Source organism: Romboutsia sp. (assembly GCF_056995035.1).
The window spans coordinates 64,649-88,349 of the sequence record NZ_JBXKIW010000083.1; the positions used below are offsets into that span (position 1 = coordinate 64,649).

At 27.6% G+C, this 23,701-nt stretch carries 27 protein-coding genes; all 27 read left to right on the forward strand.

Annotated elements, in window-relative coordinates:
- The first annotated feature begins 9 nt into the window (after positions 1-9).
- Positions 10-207 (forward strand): stage III sporulation protein AC, encoded by a 198-nt coding sequence (gene spoIIIAC, locus AC11VW_RS13345; protein WP_438650120.1) that lies wholly within the window; start codon positions 10-12, stop codon positions 205-207.
- Positions 208-231: 24 nt separating this feature from the next.
- Complete coding sequence (gene spoIIIAD, locus AC11VW_RS13350) at positions 232-609, forward strand: stage III sporulation protein AD (protein ID WP_484302009.1); 378 nt, start codon at positions 232-234, stop codon at positions 607-609.
- Between the two features lie 14 nt (positions 610-623).
- Positions 624-1,811 (forward strand): stage III sporulation protein AE, encoded by a 1,188-nt coding sequence (spoIIIAE, locus tag AC11VW_RS13355; RefSeq protein WP_484301920.1) that lies wholly within the window; start codon positions 624-626, stop codon positions 1,809-1,811.
- A 10-nt stretch (positions 1,812-1,821) separates the two neighbouring features.
- Complete coding sequence (locus AC11VW_RS13360; RefSeq protein WP_484301921.1) at positions 1,822-2,403, forward strand: stage III sporulation protein AF; 582 nt, start codon at positions 1,822-1,824, stop codon at positions 2,401-2,403.
- 14 nt (positions 2,404-2,417) lie between these two features.
- Positions 2,418-2,963, forward strand: a complete 546-nt coding sequence (locus AC11VW_RS13365) for a stage III sporulation protein AG (RefSeq protein WP_484301922.1) — start codon at positions 2,418-2,420, stop codon at positions 2,961-2,963.
- A gap of 26 nt (positions 2,964-2,989) precedes the next feature.
- Positions 2,990-3,628 (forward strand): SpoIIIAH-like family protein, encoded by a 639-nt coding sequence (locus AC11VW_RS13370; protein ID WP_484301923.1) that lies wholly within the window; start codon positions 2,990-2,992, stop codon positions 3,626-3,628.
- Between the two features lie 224 nt (positions 3,629-3,852).
- On the forward strand, positions 3,853-4,215 hold the full coding sequence (locus AC11VW_RS13375; protein WP_484301924.1) for an Asp23/Gls24 family envelope stress response protein: 363 nt from the start codon (positions 3,853-3,855) through the stop codon (positions 4,213-4,215).
- 78 nt (positions 4,216-4,293) lie between these two features.
- Positions 4,294-4,797, forward strand: coding sequence for a transcription antitermination factor NusB (nusB, locus tag AC11VW_RS13380; RefSeq protein ID WP_484301925.1), 504 nt, complete (start codon positions 4,294-4,296; stop codon positions 4,795-4,797).
- The gene (locus tag AC11VW_RS13385) at positions 4,778-5,764 is read left to right on the forward strand and encodes a Kae1-like domain-containing protein (protein ID WP_484301926.1); all 987 of its coding nucleotides are present in this window, start codon (positions 4,778-4,780) and stop codon (positions 5,762-5,764) included. The genes nusB and AC11VW_RS13385 overlap by 20 nt, the downstream gene beginning before the upstream one ends.
- The gene (xseA, locus tag AC11VW_RS13390) at positions 5,736-6,941 is read left to right on the forward strand and encodes an exodeoxyribonuclease VII large subunit (protein WP_484301927.1); all 1,206 of its coding nucleotides are present in this window, start codon (positions 5,736-5,738) and stop codon (positions 6,939-6,941) included. Before AC11VW_RS13385 ends, xseA begins: the two co-directional genes overlap by 29 nt.
- Before the next feature lie 2 nt (positions 6,942-6,943).
- Positions 6,944-7,159 (forward strand): exodeoxyribonuclease VII small subunit, encoded by a 216-nt coding sequence (xseB, locus tag AC11VW_RS13395; RefSeq protein ID WP_484301928.1) that lies wholly within the window; start codon positions 6,944-6,946, stop codon positions 7,157-7,159.
- 2 nt (positions 7,160-7,161) lie between these two features.
- Entirely contained in the window at positions 7,162-8,049 is an 888-nt protein-coding gene (locus AC11VW_RS13400; RefSeq protein ID WP_484301929.1) for a polyprenyl synthetase family protein, read from the forward strand.
- A gap of 9 nt (positions 8,050-8,058) precedes the next feature.
- The gene (locus AC11VW_RS13405; protein WP_484301930.1) at positions 8,059-8,496 is read left to right on the forward strand and encodes a divergent PAP2 family protein; all 438 of its coding nucleotides are present in this window, start codon (positions 8,059-8,061) and stop codon (positions 8,494-8,496) included.
- Positions 8,497-8,795: 299 nt separating this feature from the next.
- Positions 8,796-10,652: a 1-deoxy-D-xylulose-5-phosphate synthase gene (gene dxs, locus AC11VW_RS13410; protein ID WP_484301931.1), complete on the forward strand. Its 1,857-nt coding sequence runs from the start codon at positions 8,796-8,798 to the stop codon at positions 10,650-10,652.
- A 17-nt stretch (positions 10,653-10,669) separates the two neighbouring features.
- Positions 10,670-11,482: a TlyA family RNA methyltransferase gene (locus tag AC11VW_RS13415; protein WP_484301932.1), complete on the forward strand. Its 813-nt coding sequence runs from the start codon at positions 10,670-10,672 to the stop codon at positions 11,480-11,482.
- Between the two features lie 79 nt (positions 11,483-11,561).
- On the forward strand, positions 11,562-13,244 hold the full coding sequence (recN, locus tag AC11VW_RS13420) for a DNA repair protein RecN (RefSeq protein ID WP_484301933.1): 1,683 nt from the start codon (positions 11,562-11,564) through the stop codon (positions 13,242-13,244).
- 100 nt (positions 13,245-13,344) lie between these two features.
- Positions 13,345-14,385, forward strand: a complete 1,041-nt coding sequence (locus AC11VW_RS13425; RefSeq protein WP_484301934.1) for a SpoIVB peptidase S55 domain-containing protein — start codon at positions 13,345-13,347, stop codon at positions 14,383-14,385.
- Positions 14,386-14,510: 125 nt separating this feature from the next.
- Positions 14,511-15,338 carry a sporulation transcription factor Spo0A gene (gene spo0A / locus AC11VW_RS13430; protein ID WP_484301935.1) on the forward strand — a complete coding sequence of 276 codons (828 nt, stop codon included), beginning with the start codon at positions 14,511-14,513 and terminating at the stop codon, positions 15,336-15,338.
- A gap of 117 nt (positions 15,339-15,455) precedes the next feature.
- Complete coding sequence (locus AC11VW_RS13435) at positions 15,456-16,763, forward strand: CCA tRNA nucleotidyltransferase (RefSeq protein ID WP_484301936.1); 1,308 nt, start codon at positions 15,456-15,458, stop codon at positions 16,761-16,763.
- A 223-nt stretch (positions 16,764-16,986) separates the two neighbouring features.
- Entirely contained in the window at positions 16,987-18,108 is a 1,122-nt protein-coding gene (gene steA / locus AC11VW_RS13440) for a putative cytokinetic ring protein SteA (protein ID WP_484301937.1), read from the forward strand.
- A 16-nt stretch (positions 18,109-18,124) separates the two neighbouring features.
- Positions 18,125-19,000 (forward strand): copper transporter, encoded by an 876-nt coding sequence (locus AC11VW_RS13445; protein WP_484301938.1) that lies wholly within the window; start codon positions 18,125-18,127, stop codon positions 18,998-19,000.
- Between the two features lie 16 nt (positions 19,001-19,016).
- Positions 19,017-19,709, forward strand: coding sequence for a glycosyltransferase family 2 protein (locus AC11VW_RS13450; RefSeq protein WP_484301939.1), 693 nt, complete (start codon positions 19,017-19,019; stop codon positions 19,707-19,709).
- A 7-nt stretch (positions 19,710-19,716) separates the two neighbouring features.
- Positions 19,717-20,541 (forward strand): glycosyl transferase, encoded by an 825-nt coding sequence (locus AC11VW_RS13455; RefSeq protein WP_484301940.1) that lies wholly within the window; start codon positions 19,717-19,719, stop codon positions 20,539-20,541.
- A gap of 4 nt (positions 20,542-20,545) precedes the next feature.
- Positions 20,546-21,643 (forward strand): DUF3866 family protein, encoded by a 1,098-nt coding sequence (locus AC11VW_RS13460; RefSeq protein WP_484301941.1) that lies wholly within the window; start codon positions 20,546-20,548, stop codon positions 21,641-21,643.
- Positions 21,615-22,142, forward strand: coding sequence for an NUDIX hydrolase (locus tag AC11VW_RS13465; protein WP_484301942.1), 528 nt, complete (start codon positions 21,615-21,617; stop codon positions 22,140-22,142). The genes AC11VW_RS13460 and AC11VW_RS13465 overlap by 29 nt, the downstream gene beginning before the upstream one ends.
- A 61-nt stretch (positions 22,143-22,203) precedes the next feature.
- Positions 22,204-22,809, forward strand: coding sequence for a stage II sporulation protein M (locus tag AC11VW_RS13470; protein ID WP_484301943.1), 606 nt, complete (start codon positions 22,204-22,206; stop codon positions 22,807-22,809).
- Between the two features lie 11 nt (positions 22,810-22,820).
- Positions 22,821-23,696, forward strand: coding sequence for a tyrosine-type recombinase/integrase (locus tag AC11VW_RS13475; RefSeq protein WP_484301944.1), 876 nt, complete (start codon positions 22,821-22,823; stop codon positions 23,694-23,696).
- Positions 23,697-23,701: the final 5 nt, after the last annotated feature.

Here is a 23,701-nt window from a genome sequence, read left to right on the forward strand (position 1 = left end):
AGGATGAATATGGATATATCTTTAATAATAAAAGTTGCAGGCATAGGAATATTAATATCAGTACTTAACATGCTTCTAGAAAAAACTGATAGAAAAGATTGGGCATCATTAACAACATTAGCAGGAGTAATAATAGTTTTAGGAATGGTATTAACAGAAATAAGTGATTTATTTAATACAGTAAGAACAATGTTTCAACTTTACTAAAGGGGAGGATATATTTTGGAAGTAATGCAATTAGTAGGAGTTGCAATAATCTCAACAACACTCTGTTTAGTAATAAAAAAAGACAGACCAGAAATAGCAATGTTTATAGGAATACTTACAGGAGTAGCAATACTATTAGCAGTAATATTTAAGTTGAATTTTATAATAGAAAGTATACAAAGCTTGGCTGAAAGAGCAAACATACCTTCTATGTACATAACGCTCATAATAAAATTAATTGGGATAGCATATCTTATGGAATTTGCGATACAGCTTTGTAAAGACTGTGGGGAAGGAAATATAGCTTCTAAACTAGAGTTTGGAGGCAAAATAATAGTTATGACAATGTCATTCCCTATACTTTTATCCATTGTAGAAATGATAATAAATATTATCCCATAGGAGACTGATTACGTATGAAAAAAAAATTTTTAGGAGCAATACTAACGTTGTTGTTGGTACTAGGATCCTTAGTAGTATGTTTTGGTAATGACGAAAAAGAAAGCAAAAGCTATGATGAAACTAAACAAAGCATAGATAGCTATATAGACAGTCAATTAGAAAAGATAGATATAGGACAAATAGAAGGATTTATAAAAGAATCTTCAGCACTTCAAGATGTAAATTTAAAAATATTTATAAAAGAACTTATTAGTGGAGAAAAAACTATATTAGATTTATTTAATAAAGAAGGTATAAAACTTATGCTCTTTGATGAAGTAAAATCTAGTTTAAAGGTGGCAGTGATAATCTTTGTTCTAGCACTTTTATCATCGGTATTAAAAAGCTTAGATAATTCATTCTCATCAGGTGCAGTAAGCCAAATAACCACTTACATAATATTCATAACAATGGTATCACTAACTTTAGTTGGATTTAAGGATGTATTAGCAATATGTAATACTACCATAGATTCTATAGTAGGGCTGATGCAAGTATTAATGCCAATACTTATAACATTATTGGTCTTAATAGGATTTCCAATCACATCAACAGTATTAAATCCAATATTTATAGGTGGAGTAACATTTATAAATGTTGTATTTAAAAAATTTCTATTTGTATCAATTGCAGTTGCATTTGCAATACTTGTCATAAATAACTTATCAAAAAATATCAAATTAAAAAAATTATCATCATTTATAAAGCAAATAAATTTAGTATCTTTAGGAGCGATGTTTACTATTTATTTAGGGCTTGTATCTATGCAAGGATTATATGTAAAAGGTATTGATACTTTTACTGCAAAAACAGCTAAATTTGCAATAGGAAACTTTATACCGGTAGTAGGGGGATTTGTATCAGATTCTGTTGATATACTATTATCATCATCACAGCTTATAAAAGGAGTATTTGGTGGTATAGGGCTTGTTTTATTAGTAGGGATATGTTTAGTGCCTGTTATAAAGATTTTATCCATAATAGTTGTATATAAGGTCTCAGCGATAGTTGTAGAACCTATCGGAGAAGAAAGTATATCAAGCTTTTTGAATGAAGTTGCGAATTTAATGGTAATAATGCTTGCATGTATAATAGCAATAACAATAATGTTTTTCGTAACAGTGGCAATATTAACATCAATAAGTGTAGTCTCTCAAGGATAAGAGGTGTGATATGTTGGATAATATAAAAATGTGGATTGTAACTATATTAGTAGGAGCATTTATAGTCAATATAGTTGATATGATGCTACCTTCATCTAAAATAAAACCATATATAAATCTTGTACTTAACTTTATATTTGTATTTATTGTACTGACTCCGATTATAAGCTTATTTTCAAATGATATGAGCCTTGAGGACACGATACTAAAGTCAATGGGAAAATATAATAAGGAATATGTGGATAGTATAAATGAGTTAGCAGACAAGACTGGTAATAATAGTTTGGCTAAAGGATATGAAGATGGGCTAAAAGATGTATTAAAGTTAAAATTAGATGAATATAACTATGAATTAGAAGATGTAGAGTTTGATGGATCAGAAATAGGAAATATAAAAGTAAAAGAAAAAAATAGTAATAAAGATAAAAAAGAGGACATACAATCTAATGACAAAGAAAATGTTGAACAAGTATTTAAAGACAAGAATGAGAGTAAAGAATCAGAACATGAGCTAAATTTAAATCAAGACAAACTTAAAGAAGACTTAGTAAAAATATTAGACGTATCAATCGAAACTATAGAAATTGATTAATAGGGGTTGGGTGAATGTTTAAAAACTTAAATGAAAAAGATAAGAAAAAGATATACTCACTATTATCTTTAGGAGTGATTTGTGCAATAGCTCTTATAGTAATGCCAAGTTTCTCGAAGAAAGAAAGTGAAGAAGAGAAAAAAGTAAGTGTTGATAAGCAAGCACAAGTAGAACAAACAAATAACAATAGTTCTTTAGAAGGAAAGCTCAAAAATGTATTATCCCAGATTGAAGGAGCTGGAGAACTTGATGTAATGATAACATTTGAGTCAAGTGAAGAAATACAACCTGCGTATAATTCTAATTCAACAACAGAAAATACAAAAGAAGTAGATTCTCAAGGTGGAGAAAGAACAACTACAACATCAAGTGAAAATAAAACTATGATAACATCAGGTTCAAGTAATCCTGTAGTTATAAAAACTAATGAAGCAAAAATTAAGGGTGTGATAGTAGTAGCAACTGGGGCTAATGATGCAAAAGTTAAAGAAACTTTATATAGTGCAGTACAAACAGCACTTCAGATATCAGGACATCAAGTAGAAATATATACTAAATAAATTATATTAAACTTGGGGGGATAAAAATGAAATTTAATTATAAGGGAAGAGGATTTGTAGTATTAAGCTTAGCAGTAATGTTAGTAGTGGTAGGAACTGTAAATTATAAACTAAGCGAAAAATCAGCGATAGAAACAAGTAAAGAATTAAAGGCATACGAACAAACTCAAATGAAAAAAAATGAAGATAAAGAAGAAGCTACTAAAGAAGAGGAAGTGGAAGTTGTTGATAGCAAAACTAGTAATATTGATGAAAAGGTAACTGAAACTAGTAAAGAAATAAAAGAGCAATTAACTTCGCAAAAGAATATGAAAAAGACTACATACATATTGGATATGAAGATGACTAGAGAGAAACAAAGAAATGAGTTAACTCAAGATTTAAATGAAATGATAAACAACCCATCTACAGCAGAAGAATCTAGAAAAGAAGCGTCTGCTATGAAATTACAATTAGTTAAAGACCAAGAAACAGAGCTTAAGATAGAAAATCTTTTAAGCACTAAAGGATTTGAAGATGCATTAGTGTACATAAATAATAGTAGTGTAAATGTAGTAGTAGATGAAGAAAATTTAGAAAAGGCAGATGCTACTAAGATATTTGATTTAGTAGCACAACAAGCAAAAGTAAAATATGAAGATATAAAATTAATGAATAATAAATAGGATTATTTAAGAATACGGAAAAATAAATTGGATGCTAAAAATATATTTTAATATACTACAAATAGTTGATTAAAATATATAAGGATTGGATAATATTTAATATAAGTTGACTTTTTATAAAACCTCAGGGCCTAACTGAGGTTATTTTCTTGCAAAGTTGTTCTGTATTTGGTATTATTATAATTATAAAAATAGTTCCTTAAAATAAGGGGGTAGAATTTATCATGGAAGATAACAATTTTGGACAAGTGAAAATATCTAATGAAGTAATAGCTACTATAGCAGGACTTGCAGCATTAGAAGTTGAAGGTGTGGAAACAAACACAACATTCACAGATAAATTACTTAAAAACAACGGTGTAAAAATACAAATAGAAGAAGAGGAAGTTAACTTAGATGTAATGGTTATGATAGAGTACGGAGTATCTATACCAGACATAGCTTTTAAAATCCAGGAAAATGTAAAAAATACTGTTGAGACAATGACAGGATTGAACGTTTCTCAAGTGAATATACATGTTCAAGGAATCAGCTTTAAAAGAGAAAAAGCTGAGAAGGAAGAAGCTAAGCAAATCAAAAAAAGTTAATATATGCCCTCTGAAAAATCAGAGGGTTTTTTCTTGCTCAATGTGTGCATAATAGGAATTGAAGGAGGATTACAGCCAATGAAGAACGACAAAGCAAAAAAAGTAACTAGTAGAGAGTATATGATGAAATTAATATACCAATCGGATGTAACTAAAGAAGATATGGAAGGTGTATTAGATAAATTTTTAAATAATAATTTTGAATATATAGCTAATAGATATGAAGAACTTAGATTACAATACTCAAATAATCCAGAATTAAAACTTGAAAATCTACAAATGGACGATGTTGTAGACAAAGAATATATGAATCAAATATGTACTTGTTTAAAAGAAAATTCAGCGAAGATAAATGAATTAATCAATAAGTATGCAAATAACTGGACTATAGAGAGAATGCCAAAGGTAGACGTATCTATATTAAAGTTATCTATATGTGAAATACTTTTTGTAGAAGAAATACCTGATAAGGTTTCTATAAATGAAGCCGTAGAAATTGCAAAAATATACTGTGATGACAAAACTCCTAAATTTATAAATGGAATATTAGGAAGCGTAGTTAATGAGCTTTCAGGAAAATAATATAATAATCGGAATAGATACTAGCTGCTATACAACCTCTATAGCAGCTATATCTTTAGGTAAAAAAGTTATATTCAATAAAAAAATAATGCTTGAGGTAAAAAATAACAGCAAAGGCTTAAGGCAAAGTGAAGCTGTTTTCCAACATATAAAGAATTTAGGAGAAATTGAACTACAAATAAAAGATATTATAAAAGATTATAATATCGCAGCCATATGTGTATCAAAAAAACCAAGACCGATAGAAGATTCATACATGCCAGTATTTACAGTGGGATATAATTTTGCAAAACTTTCTTCAACTATGATGAAGTGCGAGTTATATGAAACTACTCATCAAGAAAATCATATAGAAGCAAGTTTACTTACTAACAATATAAAAAATAAAGAAGAGTTTCTGTCTGTTCATATGTCAGGTGGTACAACAGAAATACTTTTATGTAAGAAAAATAAAGATGAATTGGGATATAGCGTAGAAATAGTCGGAGGAAGCAAAGATATAAGTTTTGGACAACTTATAGATAGAGTTGGAGTAAAAATGGGATATAACTTTCCAGCAGGTAAATATGTAGATGAAAATGCCATAAAATGTATTACAAAAATAGAGCAAGGATTAAAAACATCTGTTAAAGAAGGTTATATGAATTTATCGGGATTAGAAAATCAAGTTGATAAAATTTTAAACAAAGAAAGTAAAGAATATATTTGTAAATTAGTTTTAGATTCAGTTGTTAGGAATATGGTCAAATCAATTGTATATATAAGTAGAAAGTACAATATTGATGAAATTGTATTTGCAGGAGGGGTATCTGCAAGTAAATATATATCAAATGAATTAGTATCAAAATTAAGAAAGTATAAAATAAATGCTTATTTTACCAATACTGAGTATTGTACAGATAATGCAGTAGGATGTGCTATAATAGGGGTGAATAAATTTGAAAATAAGAGCGTTAAACATAAGTGAAGCGAATTCATATATAAAAAAAATCTTAATCAATGATCCAATATTATATAATTTAAAGGTTAAAGGAGAAATATCTAACTTTAAAGTACATAGTAGCAAAAATGTATACCTATCTTTAAAGGATGAAAACTCTAAAATAAACTGTGTTATTTTTAAAAATAACTATAATAAAGATTTACAATTAAATAATGGAGTTAAAGTTATCGCGAATGGATATATATCTGTTTATGAAAGAGATGGATCATATCAATTGTATATAAATTCAATAGAGATAGAAGGGATAGGAAATCTATATATAGAGTTTAATAAACTAAAAGAAAAGCTAAGTAAAGAGGGATTATTCGACACTAAGTATAAAAAGCCTATACCTAAAAGGCCTCAAGCTATTGGTGTAATAACTTCTCAAACAGGGGCTGTCATAAGGGATATAATAAATGTCATAGAAAGAAGATATCCTAAAATAGATATAAAGCTATATTCGGTAAATGTTCAAGGAACAAATTCAAAGTATGATATATGTGAAGGAATTAAATTCTTTAATGAAAGAAGTAATGTAGATACTATAATAGTTGGAAGAGGAGGAGGCTCTATAGAAGAGCTTTGGTCTTTTAATGAAGAAATAGTAGCTAGAGCTATTTTTAAATCTAAAATACCTATAATATCTGCAGTAGGTCATGAAACAGATTTTACTATTTGTGATTTTGTAGCAGACATGCGTGCACCAACCCCTTCAGCAGCAGCAGAAATAGCAACTCCATCTTTAGAGGAAATTTATTATAAATTAGAAAATATATTAAATAGAATGAATAAATCATTAACAAATGTATTGCAAGTTAATGAATACAAATTAAATTCAGTATTTGATAAAATAAATAACTATTTAAGTGCATACACAATAAGAGATAAAATTATACAATTAGACAAAATATATGATAAAATAATTTCTGAGGCAGAAAATAATATAAGTATAGAAAAAGAAAGACTTTCAAGTACTGGAGCTGTATTACATAGTCTAAGTCCACTAGCTACAATAGATAGAGGCTATAGTATAGTTCAAAAGGATGGGGAAGTTATAAATAGCATAAAAAATTTAAAATTTAAAGACAATGTAGATATAATACTAAAGGACGGAAATATTGAATGTAGTGTAGAAAAAATTAAAAATAAAGAGGTATAAATATGAATTTAACATATGAAGAAGCCTATAAAAAACTAGAAAATATACTAGAAAAGTTAGAATCTAAAAGTGCTGGATTAGATGAATCATTAAGTTTGTACGAAGAAGGAATAAGTCTTTACAAACATTGTAACAACCTTTTAGAAAATGCTCAACTAAAAATAAGTAAATTTACTCAATTAGGATTAGAAGAAAAATTTGATATGGGGGAGGAATAAAAGTGGAATTTAAATTAGTTCTAAAGGAAAAAACTAGTTATGTAGAAAAATTATTAAATAAATATATGCCTAAAGAAGAGGGATATCAAAAGACTATAATGGAAGCTATGAATTATAGCTTAAGTGCAGGTGGGAAGAGGTTAAGACCTATATTAACACTAGAAGCATGTAAAATAGTAGGTGGAGATGAAAAGGACGCTATACCTTTTGCAGTGGCAATAGAAATGATACATACATACTCTTTAATACATGATGATTTACCAGCCCTTGATAATGATGATTTAAGAAGAGGAAGAAAAACTAATCATATAGTGTATGGGGAGAATATGGCTATACTTGCTGGCGATGCTCTTTTAAATTATGCTTTTGAAATTATGCTTTCAAATTCTTTAGGAAAAAAAGACCCAGAAAAATATTTGAGAGCAATAAACGAAATAGCTAAATCTGCAGGTATATATGGAATGATAGGTGGACAAGTTGTAGATGTTCAAAGTGAAGATCAACAAATATCTAAGGAAAAATTAGATTATATACACAACAATAAAACTGCGGCAATCATGATTGGATGTATGAGAGCAGGAGCTATAATTGGAAATGCAAGTGAAGAACATTTAGATGAAATAACAAGATATGCAAAGAATATAGGCCTATCTTTCCAAATAGTAGATGACATACTAGATATAGTGGGAGATGAATCTAAACTAGGGAAAAATGTAGGAAGTGATATAGAGAATAATAAATCTACATATCCATCTTTATTAGGTTTAGAAAAATCTAAAGAAATTGCAAATCAATTAATAAATGATGCTAAAGAAAGTATAAATAAACTTTCTGATGATGTTGAGTTTTTGAATGGACTGGCTGAATATATAATAGCTAGAGAGTACTAAGGAGGAGTAATGAACGTTTTTTTTGAAATTTTCAGCAACAAGGTTTTGGGAATAAGTATATTTGCTTGTTTCTTAGCACAATTCATGAAAATATTTACTGGCAAACATAAGAAAGTAGAATTAGCTAGAATATTTACTTCTGGTGGAATGCCAAGTTCTCATAGCTCTTTTGTCACAAGCCTAGCCACTCTAGTTGGGATTGAAAGAGGTTTTGCTTCAACTGACTTTGCAATAGTATGTGTGTTTGCACTAATAATAATGTATGATGCAACGGGTGTTAGACGTGCTGTAGGGAAGCAAGCTACTATAATAAACCAAATGTTAGATGATTTACACAATAAAAAGCATATAGAACAAAAGAGGTTAAAAGAATTAGTAGGACATACTCCAAAAGAAGTTTTATTTGGTGCAATGCTAGGAATTATAATTGCAATAATTTTGGCATAAATTGAAAAAGGATGTAGTATATGATATAATTTTTATTTACCAAGGTATTATAAAGGTTAGTACTCATTAATAACTTCTATTTTTATAAACAAAATAAGCTAAACGAATATCTTACAATTTTGAATTAAGAAAGTAAATTTAAAATCACTACGTCGATGATATTAGATAAGCAAATGTTTTAATGTAGTTATAAAATGAATATAACTTAGTCAATACTAAGGTATATTCATTTTTTATATTAATAGCAGTTTTATAAATCAGAGTAAATAAAAATTTACTGAACAAAAGGTGAGGATAATATGTATAAATATTTAGATAAAGTAAATTCTCCAAATGATGTAAAAATGATGAATACTGAAGAAATGGACATGTTAGCAAAAGACATAAGAAAATTTTTAGTAAGATCTGTTTCTAAAACAGGAGGTCATTTAGCATCTAACTTAGGTGTAGTAGAATTGACATTAGCTCTACATAAAGTATTTGAGAGCCCTAAAGATAAAATAGTATGGGATGTAGGACATCAATCTTATGTGCATAAAATAATCACAGGAAGAAAAGATGATTTTGTATCTTTAAGACAATTTAATGGATTAAGTGGATTTCCAAAGGAGAATGAAAGTCCTCATGATATATTTGATACAGGTCATAGTAGTACCTCTATTTCAGTGGCAGAAGGTATTGCTTGTGCAAGAGATATAAAAAAAGAAGATGGAAGTGTTATAGCAGTAATTGGAGATGGATCTATAACTGGAGGTATGGCTCTTGAAGCACTAAATCATTTAGGATATATAAATACAGATATGATAGTTATTCTTAATGATAATGAAATGTCTATAGATAAAAATGTTGGAGGAATGTCTAAACATTTATCTAGCATAATAAGAAATTCAACGGCAAATAAGGTTAAAGATGAAGTAGAAAAAATATTAAGTGTGGCACCAGGTGGAAACTTAATATCAAAAACAGCGAATAAAGTTAAAGACAGTATTATAAGTAAATTTACACCTCAAGAATGTGAATTCTTCGATGCTATAGGAATAAAATATTATGGACCAATAGATGGACATAATACTAAAGAACTAATAGAAATACTAAGTAAAGTTAAAAATAGAAAAGGACCAGTACTATTACATGTAATAACTAAAAAAGGAAAGGGATATAGATACGCAGAGAACGAACCGCATAAATATCATGGAGTATCAAAATTTGATATAAAAGAAGGTGTAAAAAGTTCATGTAGTAAATCTATATCAGCATCAGTAGGAGAAAAACTTGCTTCAATGGCAGATAAAGACAATAGGGTTGTAGCCATAACTGCAGCTATGCCATCAGGAACAGGATTAAATATATTTGAACAAGCTTATCCAAATAGATATTATGATGTAGGAATAGCTGAACAACATGCTACTACATTTGCAGCAGGGTTAGCTAAAAATGGAATGAAACCATATTTTGCGGTATATTCATCATTTTTACAAAGAGGATATGACCAAATTATACATGATGTTTGTATTACTAAGAAGCCAGTAACATTCCTTATTGATAGAGCGGGTATTGTTGGGAACGATGGAGAAACTCATCATGGGATGTTTGACTTAAGTTATTTAAACTCAATACCTAATATAGTAGTTATGGCCCCAAAAGATAGTGAAGAACTAAATTTAATGATGGATCTATCTTTAAATTTAGAATCACCAGTAGCTATAAGGTATCCAAGAGGAAATAGCTATTATTTAGAAACAGGAGAATATAATCCTATTAAATTAGGTAGCTATGAAATTTTATCAAGTGGTGAAGAGACTGTCATTCTAGCAATAGGAAACATGGTGAAACATGCAATTAAAACTAAGGAAATTTTATTAAATTACAATATAAATCCAACTATAGTGAATGCTAGATTTTTAAAACCGATAGATGAAGACTTATTAAATAATTTATTTAAGCAATACAAAAATGTAGTTACAATAGAAGATAATACTATAATAGGTGGATTTGGAAGTAGAATAAACAAATTTATAGTAGATAATAATTATAATATAAAAATAACAAATATAGCTCTTCCAGAAGAATTCGTACCTCATGGAAGTGCAGAAGAGATATATGAGAGTGTAGGCTTGTCACCAAATAAAATAGCAGACAAAATAAAAAGTCTATAAATAAGAAAGGTAATTTTATGAAAAAAAGAATAGATGTATTACTAGTAGAGCAAGGTCACTTTGAGAGCAGAGAAAGAGCAAAAAAAGCTATAATGGCAGGACTTATATTTGTCAATAATCAGAGATGTGATAAGGCTGGAGCGGATGTAGATGTAGAATCTAAAATCGAAGTAAAAGGAAATCCAATACCATATGTTAGTAGGGGTGGATTAAAACTTGAAAAAGCTATGAAAAACTTTGATTTAACTTTAGATAAAAAAGTATGTATGGATATAGGTTCTTCTACAGGTGGATTTACAGATTGCATGCTTCAAAATGGAGCAGTTAAAGTATTTTCAATAGATGTAGGGTATGGACAACTTGCTTGGAAATTAAGACAAGATGAAAGAGTTGTTTGTATGGAAAGAACAAATATAAGATACGTAACTATAGAACAAACAAAGGAATTTGCAGATTTTGCATCTATAGATGTTTCATTTATATCTTTAAAATTAGTTCTTCCAAAGTGTAAGCAGCTTATAATACCAAATGGAGAAGTAGTAGCATTAATAAAACCTCAATTTGAAGCAGGAAGAGAAAAGGTTGGTAAAAAAGGTGTAGTTAGAGAAAAATCTACACATATTGAAGTAATAGAAATGATATCAAACTTTGCAGTTGAAAATGGATTTGAAATATTAGGGTTAGATTATTCTCCTATAAAAGGTCCAGAAGGAAATATAGAGTATTTAATTCATTTAAGAAATGGAAATGATGGATATACATTTAACAGCGAAGAACATAATAATAAAATAGTAGAGGTAGTTGAAGCTTCTCATAATTTAAGTAAGTAGATTTGATTTTACATTCTAAAATTTAAAACGGACGGTGTTTGTGGTTCGGATTTTTATATAAAAAAGAGGGGGATTTAGATTGATCCTTGAGTTGTATATGAAAAATTGTGCCTTAGTAGAAGAATTAAGGCTAAATATTGATGAAAACCTAAATATATTAACAGGAGAAACAGGTTCAGGAAAGTCTATAATAATTGATGCTTTAGGATTATGTTTAGGAGAAAAGTATGATAGATCATTCTTAAGAAAAGGTACGGATAAAGGTTTAGTTGAAGCTGTATTTTATGCACAGAATAGTCATTTAAACAAAGTACTAGAAGAAAATGATTTAGAGTTAGATGAAGGCAACTTGTTAGTAATTACTAGAGTAATTTATTGTGATGGAAAGAGTGTTGCTAGAGTGAATGGTAGAACTGTTAAAATGGCAGTTCTAAAGCAAATAGCATCTACACTAATAGATATACATGGACAGCATCAAACACAAGCTTTATTCAACAAAGAAACACATCTAGAATTTTTAGATTTATTTGGAGAAATTGAATTAATAGATTTTAAAAGAAAATACAAGACTATATATGATAAATATAGTGAAGTTAAAAGATTATTAAGCACATTGACAGAAAATAAAGATGATATGCAAATTCAAAGAGAGATAGATTTATTAAAATTTCAAATAAACGAAATAGAATCAGCTAATTTAAGTAAAGATGAGTATGAAGATTTACTTAAGCAAAGAGAAGTTTATAGGAATAGTGAAAAAATTTATAGCAACTTAAATTTAAGCTATCAGCATTTATATGATGGTTCTGTTAATGCAGTAGACTTAATTGGTAATGCAGTAAAAGAATTAGGAGCTATAGCTGAATATGATAAATCTTTAAATGATTACAATAATGATATCGAAAGAATTATGTATGAACTTCAAGATATTTCTAGAGAGATAAGAAACTATAAAGAAAATATAAACTTTGAACCTTACGAATTAGAACAAATAGAAGTTAGAGTTGATGAGATAAATAACTTAAGAAGAAAATATGGAGAAACTATAGAAGATATATTTGAGTATTATAATAAAATAAAAACTAGATTAGATGAAATACTAAATAGAGATGAAAGAGTAGAAGAACTAAAAGAAGAAGTTCTTAAACTTGAAAAAAAATTATCTGTTAAAGCAGATGATTTAACACAAGCTAGAATAAAAGTTGCATCTAATTTAGAAGAGGTTTTACTTATAGAGTTAAAAAGCTTAAATATGAAAGATGTAGTATTTAAAGTTGATTTCAAAAAAAGTGCATTTACCCAAAAAGGACAAGATGATTTAGAGTTTATGATATCATTTAACTTAGGAGAAGATATAAAACCTATATATAAGGTAGCATCGGGTGGAGAAATGTCTAGATTCATGCTAGCATTTAAAACTATATTAGCAGATATAGATCAAATTGATACATTAGTATTTGATGAAATAGATACAGGTATAAGTGGAATAGCAGCGCAAATTGTAGGTGAAAAACTCAGTAATATAGGTAAGAAAAAGCAAATTATATGTATAACACATTTACCACAAATAGCAGCTAATGCAGATACACATTACTGCATAGAAAAGAGTACATCAAATGAAAGAACATTTACAACTATAAGAAAGTTAGATCATAGTCAAAAAAGAGATGAAATAGCTAGGCTTATAGCAGGAAGTAATATAACAGAGAAAACAATGGAACATGCTAGTGAAATAATAGATTTAGCAAAAAGAAGCTTTTAAGAGCTTCTTTTTTTATGCTATTTATAAATTTAATATGAATAATATTTTTCCTATAAAGGAATTATAAGTATATATTTTATAAGTAGGGAGTGACAGTATTATGTTCGAAAATTTCAAGAGTAAAAATACTGTAGTAATAATAGCTGCTATAAGTTTAGTTTTATTGAGTACTAAAATATTAAAAGAAAAGTACAGAGATCCAGCAATAGAAACTATGGTGAATAGTAGTGAGAATGAAACAAAATATGTTTATCCATTTGGTAAAGTTGTAGGAATTAAGGCTACCACAGATGGTGTATTAGTGGTAGGTTATGAAGAAGAAAATATAGAATATATAGGTGGAATACAAAAGGGAGACAATATAGTAAAAATAAATGGAGAAAAAATAAATAATAGCCAAGATATAACTAATATTTTAGAAAAATTAAAAAAAGATGATGTAGATATAACATTTGAGCGAAATAATAAATATAGTACACAAACAATAAAAATAAAACACTGTGATGGAAAATCGAAACTTGGGTTATGGGTAAGAGACAAAATATCTGGAGTAGGAACTGTAACATTTTATGACCCAGTAAACTCTAAATTTAAAGCTATAGGGCATGCAATTACAGATACAGACACAAAAGGGTTCTTAAAAATAAAACAAGGGAATATATATAACCCTACGAGTATTGAAATAATAAAGGCAAGTGACAATAAAGTAGGACAGATAAAAGGAGAATTTAGTACAGAAAATTCTATCGGTAATTTTAATAATAATTCAAATTTTGGAATAAGTGGAAATATGACAGGAGAAATAAATACTGAGAGACAATTAGTAGAAGTAGGGAAAAAGAAAGATATAAAGTTAGGAAAAGCATATATTCTTTTTGAAGATAAAGATAGAAATATAATTAGTTATGATATACAGATAGAAAGTTTTGTAGAAGATAGAAAAAGTGATAGAGACATGGTGATAGAGGTGGTTGATGAAGATTTGATGAATTATACAGGAGGCATAATTCAAGGTATGAGCGGAGCCCCTATAATTCAAAATAATAAGATTATTGGTGCAATAACCCATGTATTTAGAGAAGATTCTAAAAAAGGATATGGTAATTTTATAGATGAGATGATACAATTAGATAAGAGATAATAAAACTTTAATACATATTTTAATAAATTTTTAAATAAATTGAAGGAATACAATTTTAGTATGTCGAATATGCTTAGTATGAAAAACTTTTGATATTATAATATAAAAAAGAAGATGTTTTATTAATGGGGGGAATTTTAGTGAACGAGAAAATTAAAATAGTTTTAGCAGATGATAATAAGGATTTTTGTCAAGTACTTAAAGAATACTTATCTAATGAAAGTGATATAGAAATATTAGGTATCGCAAAAGATGGAATAGAAGCATTAGATTTAGTGAAAAGGACTCAACCAGATTTATTAGTATTAGATGTTATAATGCCACATTTAGATGGTTTAGGGGTTATAGAAAAATTAAATGCAATGGATATACCTAAAATGCCAAAAATAATAGTATTATCAGCAGTAGGTCAAGATAAAATAACACAAAGTGCTATTAACTTAGGAGCGGACTATTATATAGTTAAGCCATTTGACTTTGTTATATTCATAAACAGAATAAGAGAATTAGTTTTAAATACAACTGGTCATATGCAAATGAGACCAAGAATGCATGCAGATATACAAATGACAAGAAGTGATTTTGTAAAGAATGTAGGAAATATAGAAACAGAAATACCAAATATAATACATGAGATAGGTGTACCAGCTCATATAAAAGGATACTTATATTTAAGAGAAGCTATAAAAATGGTTATAGAAAATGTAGAATTATTAGGTGCTGTAACAAAAGAATTATATCCTAGTATAGCTAAGAAATTTAATACTACTCCAAGTAGAGTAGAAAGAGCTATAAGACATGCGATAGAAGTAGCATGGAGTAGAGGTAAGGTTGATACAATAAACCAATTATTCGGATACACGGTTCATAATACAAAAGGAAAACCTACAAATTCTGAATTTATAGCAATGATAGCAGATAAATTAAGATTAGAACATAGTATGGTAAAATAATTATATAATCAATACAAAAATAAGCCTTCTAAAATAAAGAAGGCTTATTTTGTGTTATAGTATTTGAAAATTGGTTATTTTATAGATAATAGTAAATTATAATTAAGGAGAAATATAATGAATATAAACCTACCTAAAAAAGTTGAATTTATAATTAATAAGATATATGAAAATGGTCATGAAGCTTTTATAGTAGGAGGATGTGTAAGAGATTCTATATTAGGAATTGAACCAAATGATTATGACATAACAACCGATGCTAAACCAAATCAAATAATTGAAATATTTAAAGAGTATAAGATAATCAACAATGGAATAAAACATGGTACAGTGGGTGTGATTATAGATAAAGATGTTTATGAAATAACAACATATAGAATTGAAAGTGAGTATGAAGATAATCGTAGACCTAGAGAAGTTAAATTTACATCTAGTATTGTAGAAGATTTAAAAAGAAGAGATTTTACAATGAACTCTATTGCCTACAATTATAAAAGAGGATTGATTGATAAGTTTAACGGAGTAAATGATATACATAAAAAAGTAATTAAGACAGTGGGTGATCCAGATGAAAGATTTAATGAAGATGGGCTTAGAATAATAAGAGCAATAAGATTTAGCAGTAAATTAGGATTTAATATAGAAAATAAAACTTTAAAAAGTATATATAAAAATTCAGATATAGTAAAAAAAATAAGTAAAGAGAGAATAACTGAAGAAGTTAATAAGATAATATTAAGTGAAAACCCTGGACAACTAATACTTTTATATAAAACAAATATTTTCCGGGAATTGGGAATTTATTGCAATTTAAATAGAAATGAATATAATAGGTTTGAAAAACAATTAGATATATTAACGAAATGTAGCAAAAATCTAGAAGAAAGATTACTAACGTTAGAATATTTAATAAGCAATAAAGAAATAATGGAGATAAGTAACAGAGAAAATGAAAATATTAAATACTATAAAGAAAATATTCAATCAAAAAATATAGTAAATAAATTGAAATATTCGAAATGTATAACTAATCACTGTAATCAATTAATTGAATATATGTTTATGGATGAAAATGATATAGATTTGATAACAATAAAGAGAATTTTAAATAAAATAGGTAGTGATAATTTAAAACAAGTATTTAATTTGAAAAAAATATATTATAAATACAACTATAAAAATAATATAAATAAAGAAGATTTAAAAATAAAATATCATTTATTAGATAATTATATTAATCAAATAATAGAATTACAAAAAAATAAAGAATGTTATAGTATAAAAGATTTAGATATAAACGGAAAAATTATAGAAGAATTAGGATATAAAGGAAAAGATGTAGGTAATAAATTAAATTACTTATTAGAAGAAGTTATAAAAAATCCGTATCTTAACAAAAGAGAAAATTTGATAAAATTACTATAAACTATATTATATATGTTCTAAAAGATAATCTATGTTAGCTAAATAAATAAAACTACAATAAAACAAATAACTTAAAAAATCACGATATAGTGAAAGCATAAAAATTTAATTATAATATACAAAATTTACTTAAAAATTCAAAATGAACTTTAAATATTTCTTTTATTGCTAAATAATGCTATAATGGAATGTGATTTTATAAATGATGTCGGAGGTTTAAAATATGAGAGTCGAAGCCCCTATTAAGGTAGACCGAAAAACAAAAAGGCTTGCGAATAGACTTACAGGTGGAGAGATAGCAGTAATAAATCATATAGATATTGATGAGGTTGCTGCAAACTCTTTAGTAGAAGGTAAAATAAAACTTGTAATGAACGCATCACCTTCTATAAGTGGAAGGTATCCGAATAAAGGTCCGGGAATATTAACTGAAAAAAATATACTGATAATTGATAATATAGGAGAAGAATTATTTCATGAATTATCAGAAGGTCAAATAATTGAAGTTATAGATGGGAAGATATATAGAGACGGTGAACTCATAGGACAAGGTGAAGTTTTAGGAAAAGAAGAAGTATCAGTTAAATTAAAAGAGGCCTATGAAAATTTAGCCGTAGAATTAGATAGATTTATAGATAATACTATAGAGTATGCTAAAAAAGAAAAAGGATTTATCTTAGGAGAAGTAGAAATACCTAAGGTTAGTACAGATTACGCAAATAAACATGTATTAATAGTTGTAAGAGGACAAGATTATAAACAAGATTTAAGTACTATATTATCTTATATTGAGGAAATGAAACCAATATTAGTTGGTGTTGACGGTGGTGCCGACGCGCTTTTAGAATTTGGATATACTCCAGATGTGATTGTTGGTGATATGGATAGTGTAAGTGATGAAGCATTAAAAAAGGCCGGAGAAATAATAGTGCATGCATATACTGATGGAAGAGCACCAGGGCTTAAGAGAGTACAAGACTTAGGTTTAGATGCTATAGTTTTCCCTGCGCCAGGAACTAGTGAAGATATAGCTATGCTTATAGCCTATGAATACAAGGCAGAACTTATAGTAGCGCTAGGAAGTCATTCAAATATGATTGATTTCTTAGAAAAAGGAAGAAAAGGAATGGCAAGTACTTTCTTAGTTAGATTAAAAATAGGTTCAAAGTTAATAGATGCGAAGGGTGTTAATTTATTATATAGAAGTAAATTAAAAATAAAATATATATGGGCATTAATAGCAACGGCATTATTCCCAGTATTAATACTTGCATCACTATCGCCGAGCGCTCAACAATTTATACACTTAATGCAAATAAAGCTTAAGTTATTACTACAGATGTAGATTTAGGAGGATTAAAATGCATATAAATATGAAATATTACATAGTTACTATAGGAGCTATATTTATAGCTTTAGGAATAGGTATACTAGTAGGATTTAACTTGAACTATGACCAAGAACTTAGTAAGCAACAAGCAAATGTTATAAATGACTTAGATAGTAAATTTGAAGATTTAAAAACTACGAATGATAATTTAGAAGAAAGTTTATCAAATTTAAGTTCAGATTATGATCAATCAATAGAATTTATAAATAAAAATTCAGATAAAATAATAGTAGATGGACTATTAGAAAAAAATATAGGAATAATATCTACTAATGAAAGTAATGATTATACTAAAGAAATAGAAGAAATTATAACAAAAGCTAGTGGAACATTATCATTTAACATAGTATTAACTGACAACATAGAGAATAAAACAAAGTTAGAACAAGCATCTACTAAATTAAAAATAGAGTTTAAAAGTGCGCAAGATGTAGTTAAATATGTAGCAGAATGTCTAAAAGATGAAGGTGGAGCAACTAAACTACAAACTCTTCAAAGTCTTGAATTAATAAAGATAAACTCTATTTCAAGTGATTATCTAAACTATGATTCTGTAGTTTTAACAGGTGGAAATGAAGTTAAAAATGGTAAGGACGAGTTTAGTAAAATTGACGAAGTTTTAGTAACTAAATTAAAAGAACAAAACAAAAATATTGTAGGAGTTCAAAAGAGTAATACTAAATTCTCATATATAGATTTATACTCTAAAAATAAAGTTACAACTATTGACAATATAGATGAAGGAATAGGACAAGTATCATTAGTAATATTATTAAATGAAAAGGGAATAACAGGCAACTTTGGAAGACTAGAAAGTGCAGACAGATTATTGCCATATAAAAAATAACTAGAGGAGAAAATATATGAATCCTTATATAAGTATAATAATACCAGCTTATAATGAAGCAAATAAAATAAAAGATACATTAGAAAATATTATAGAGATAAAAGAGATAAATGAAATTATTGTAGTAGATGATGGATCAAGTGATAATACTGTAGAAATTGCATCAAAGGTAAAAAATGATAAAATAAAAATATTAAAATTAGATAAAAATCGTGGTAAGGGATATGCATTAAATTATGGATTAAAAAGTGCTATGAAAAATGCGGATATTATAGGTTTTTTAGATGGCGACTTAGGCAGTTCATCTAGTGAAATACAAAAACTTATAACTCCAATACTAAATGATGAAGCTGACGTAACAATTGCTAAATTTCCTCCTGCAAAGAAAAAGGGTGGATTAGGGTTTGTAAAAGGATTAGCTAAAGAATCAGTTTTAGAGATGACAGGTGTAGAACTAGAGGCGACACTATCTGGGCAAAGAATATTCAAAAAAGAAGTATTAGAAAAATTTGATGAAATTCCATTTGGATATGGTGTAGAAGTAGGTATGACTATAGATATGTTAAAGCATGGATATAAAATAAAAGAAGTGCTAGTTAATATGACTCATAGTGAGACTGGAAGAAATTTAAAAGGATTTATTCATAGAGGGAAACAATACTACCATATAAAGAAAGTTTTAAAACAGAAAAGAAAAGAATGGAGGTAGTATGTAAGTGGAAAATTATATACTTTACACTATTTTACTTTTAACAGGATTACTTGGAACATATGCAATAATACCTTTATTTAAGAATTTATTAATAGAGAGTAATGTATTAAGGCCAAATTATAAAAAAGATATGATACCTGTGAGTATGGGTATAGTTTTTCTACCAATGATAATTATAAATGGTATAATATTAGCGTTCTTTACGCAAGATTATAAGAATTTATTATACCTATTTATGTTTATATTTGGTATCATATCTATGTTTTTTGCAGGTATTTTAGATGATATCATAGGAAATAGAGATGTAAGTGGATTAAAAGGACATTTTAAAAGTTTACTGAAAGGGAATCTTACAACTGGAGGATTTAAAGCTTTATTTGGAGGATTTGTTGGAGTTATTATATCTATTGCAGTATCTAAAAATATAGGTGATATAATTATAAATACATTAATAATTGCTTTATCAACTAATTTAATGAACTTATTAGATTTAAGACCGGGAAGAGCAATAAAGGTATATATATCAATATCTGTAGTCTTATTTTTAACTTTAACAGGATACATAAAATCTTTAATGCTTCTTATCGTTCCAAATGTACTTGCATATTTCAATTATGATTTAAAGGCAAAAGCTATGATGGGAGATACGGGTTCTAATGTGTTGGGTATATCAATTGGTATGCTTGTTGTCATGGGTTACTCAATAAAAGTTAGAATTGGATGGTTAGCATTGTTAGTATTCATACATATACTAACAGAAAAGTATTCATTAACAAAAATAATAGAAAAAAATAAATTTTTGAATTTTATAGATAAATTAGGAAGGTAAACTTATGATAAGTAAAAGAGTAGGAATAGTTGACTCTATAGTAGATCAAAGTGAAACTTTAGATGATATAAGGGTAAATATAAATGGAGATATACAAAGGGCTTATAATTATTCTAAAATGACTGGAAAAATAAATGTAGGAGATGAGGTAGTTTTAAATACTACTGCAGTCGAGCTTAGTCTAGGTACGGGTGGATATCACTTTGTAATAGCTAATTTAAATAATGCAGAATCAAATTTAACAGAGGGTGGACATATCATGAAGTTAAGATATACTCCTTTTCAAGTTAAAGTTGACTCAGTAGAAGAACAAGATAGTATCAACCATGATAAAATAGAAAACTTTAAGAGTTTAGATAATATGCCAGTTGTGGTAGGTACACTACATAGTATGTTAACTCCATTTGTAGCATCGTATAAGAAAAACAACTGTAATAAAAAATTGGCATATATAATGACTGACGGAGCAGCTCTTCCAATATATTTAAGTAAAAATGTAGATATGTTAAAAAGCAAAGGTTTAATTGATGATACTATTACTATAGGAAATGCATTTGGTGGAGATTATGAATGTATAAATATATATACAGCACTAATAACAGCCAAAGAAATTTTAAAGGCAGACTGTGTATTTATTAGTATGGGGCCAGGAATTGCTGGAACCGGAACTAAATATGGGTTTACAGGCATAGAACAGGGTCCAATATTAGATGCAATTAAAAAATTAGGTGGTAATCCTATAGCTATACCTAGAATTAGCTTTGCAGATAAAAGAGATAGACATGTAGGGATATCTCATCATAGTATTACTGTATTTAAAGATATTGTAAATGTTGATGTAAATATACCTATAACGAATTATGAAAATGAAAAGTTAAATGTAATAAAGTCACAAATAAAAGAAAATAAACTAGAAGATAAACATAATGCTGTATTTATAGATAATAAAAACACTAAAGCTGATTTAGATTGCTTCGGATTAAAAGTAAGAAGTATGGGTAGAAATTACGAACAAGATAAGGAATTTTTTGAAGCTGCTAGTACAGCTGCATATTACTTAATGGAGGTTTGTGATGATGTTAGAAGAAAAAACCATAAGTAGTGATAGAATATATACTGGAAAAGTAATTAGTTTAAAAGTAGATACTGTTGAGGTAGAAAATCAAGGGTATCAAAAAAGAGAAATAGTAGAACATTGTGGTGCCGTAGGTATAGTTGCCATAAATGATAATAATGAAGTTGTACTAATAAAACAGTTTAGGAAAGCTATAGAAAAAGTTATCTGGGAAATTCCAGCAGGCAAACTTGAAGTTGGAGAAAATCCTAAAGAATGTGCTATAAGAGAGCTTAAAGAAGAAACTGGATATGAGGCAGAAAATTTAAAATTAATACATAAATTTTTCACATCACCAGGTTTTTCTAATCAAAAGATATATATATATTTAGCTACTGGACTTACTGTTGCAGAGCATAGCTTTGATGATAAAAGTTTAGAAGTTTACAAAATAGATTTAGAAGATGCTTATAATATGGTTATAAAAAATGAAATTGAAGATGCAAAAACTTTAATAGGAATTTTATTAGCTAAAGAATTAATATAAAATGCATAACCGCCTCTTTTTGTACATACTATTTTGTAAGGTATAAGAGGGGGTTATAAATTTGAGAAGAACATATAGAAAAGGGAATTTTAAAGAACTAAACAAACAAATAATAGTTATTGGAGTTGTATTTATAACATTTATAGTACTTGGTACATATATAAATAAAATATGGCCAAGTTCTCAAAGTAATATAATGAACAATATTAATCCAACCATAGAATATTATAATTTAAGTACAGGAACAAAAGAGGCAGTAATATCTAATTTAAAATCAGATTTGCTATTTATGATATCCATAAGTATATTAACATTATTAATTGTAACTTTTCCTGCTATAGTCATAATATTTATGATAAAAGGTTTATCAATCGGCTATACTATAAATAGTGTTATAATAGCATTGAAATTTAAAGCTACAAAAATGATATTTATCATTTTACTTAAAAATTTAATCATTATACCGGGTGGAATTATACTATTATTAATTTCATTTAATTATTTAAAAGAGGCAATATATGAGTTGAAAAAAGGAAAAAAAGAGAATATATTATTTTTAGGAAAAAGATATTTATTAAATGCCTTAATTGTCCTAGCTATAACAGTTGGTTTGCAATCAATACTAAATACTATAAGTATAGGTATTATTAAGTTCCTAGTCAGATAAAGGAGTTTACCATGGAAGTTGTAAAGGAATATATAAGTTATTTAAAAGATAAGAAGAAGTTGTCAGAAAATACTGTATCATCTTATTTTATAGATATTAAAAAGTATATAGAATACTTAGAGCAAAATGAAATAAAAATAAGTGGTGTAGTAGAAAATGATATTATAGGCTACTTGATAAAATTAGAAAAAGATAATATATCGGTAGCCACAGTATCTAGAATGATATCTTCAATAAAGTCTTTTCATGATTACTTATTTTCAAACCATATAAGCAAAAATAATCCAGCAAAAAGTATAAAAAAACCTAAAGTAGAAAAGAATGATTTAGAGATATTAACAGAAGTAGAAATAGAGGCTCTGTTAGATTTCCCAAAATTAATAACACCTAAGCAAATAAGAGATAAAGCGATATTCGAAGTACTATATGGCACGGGAATTAAAGTTTCGGAACTCGCTGAAATGGACATAGATAGTGTAGAGTTAGAGATGGATTATATATGTTGTAATACTAATAAAAACCAAAGAATTATACCACTCTCAGATATAACTAGATTCTATTTAGAGAAATATATAAAAGAATCAAGACCTAAGCTAGCAAATGAAGGCGAGAGTTCACTTTTTGTAAGTTCTCTAGGGCAAAGGTTTACTAGACAAGGTTTATGGAAACTTATAAAAAAACATGCTAGCTTAGCTAACATAAATAAAAATATAAACCCAAGTATGCTTAGACATTCATTTGCAATTCATTTACTAAATGAAGGGGCAAATATTGCAGTAGTTAGTAAAATATTAGGAAATGCTAATTTATCTAGCTTACAATCATACTTAAATCATATAAATAAAAACATGAGAAGAGAAATAAAAGAAAAGCATCCTAGAAAATAAACAAT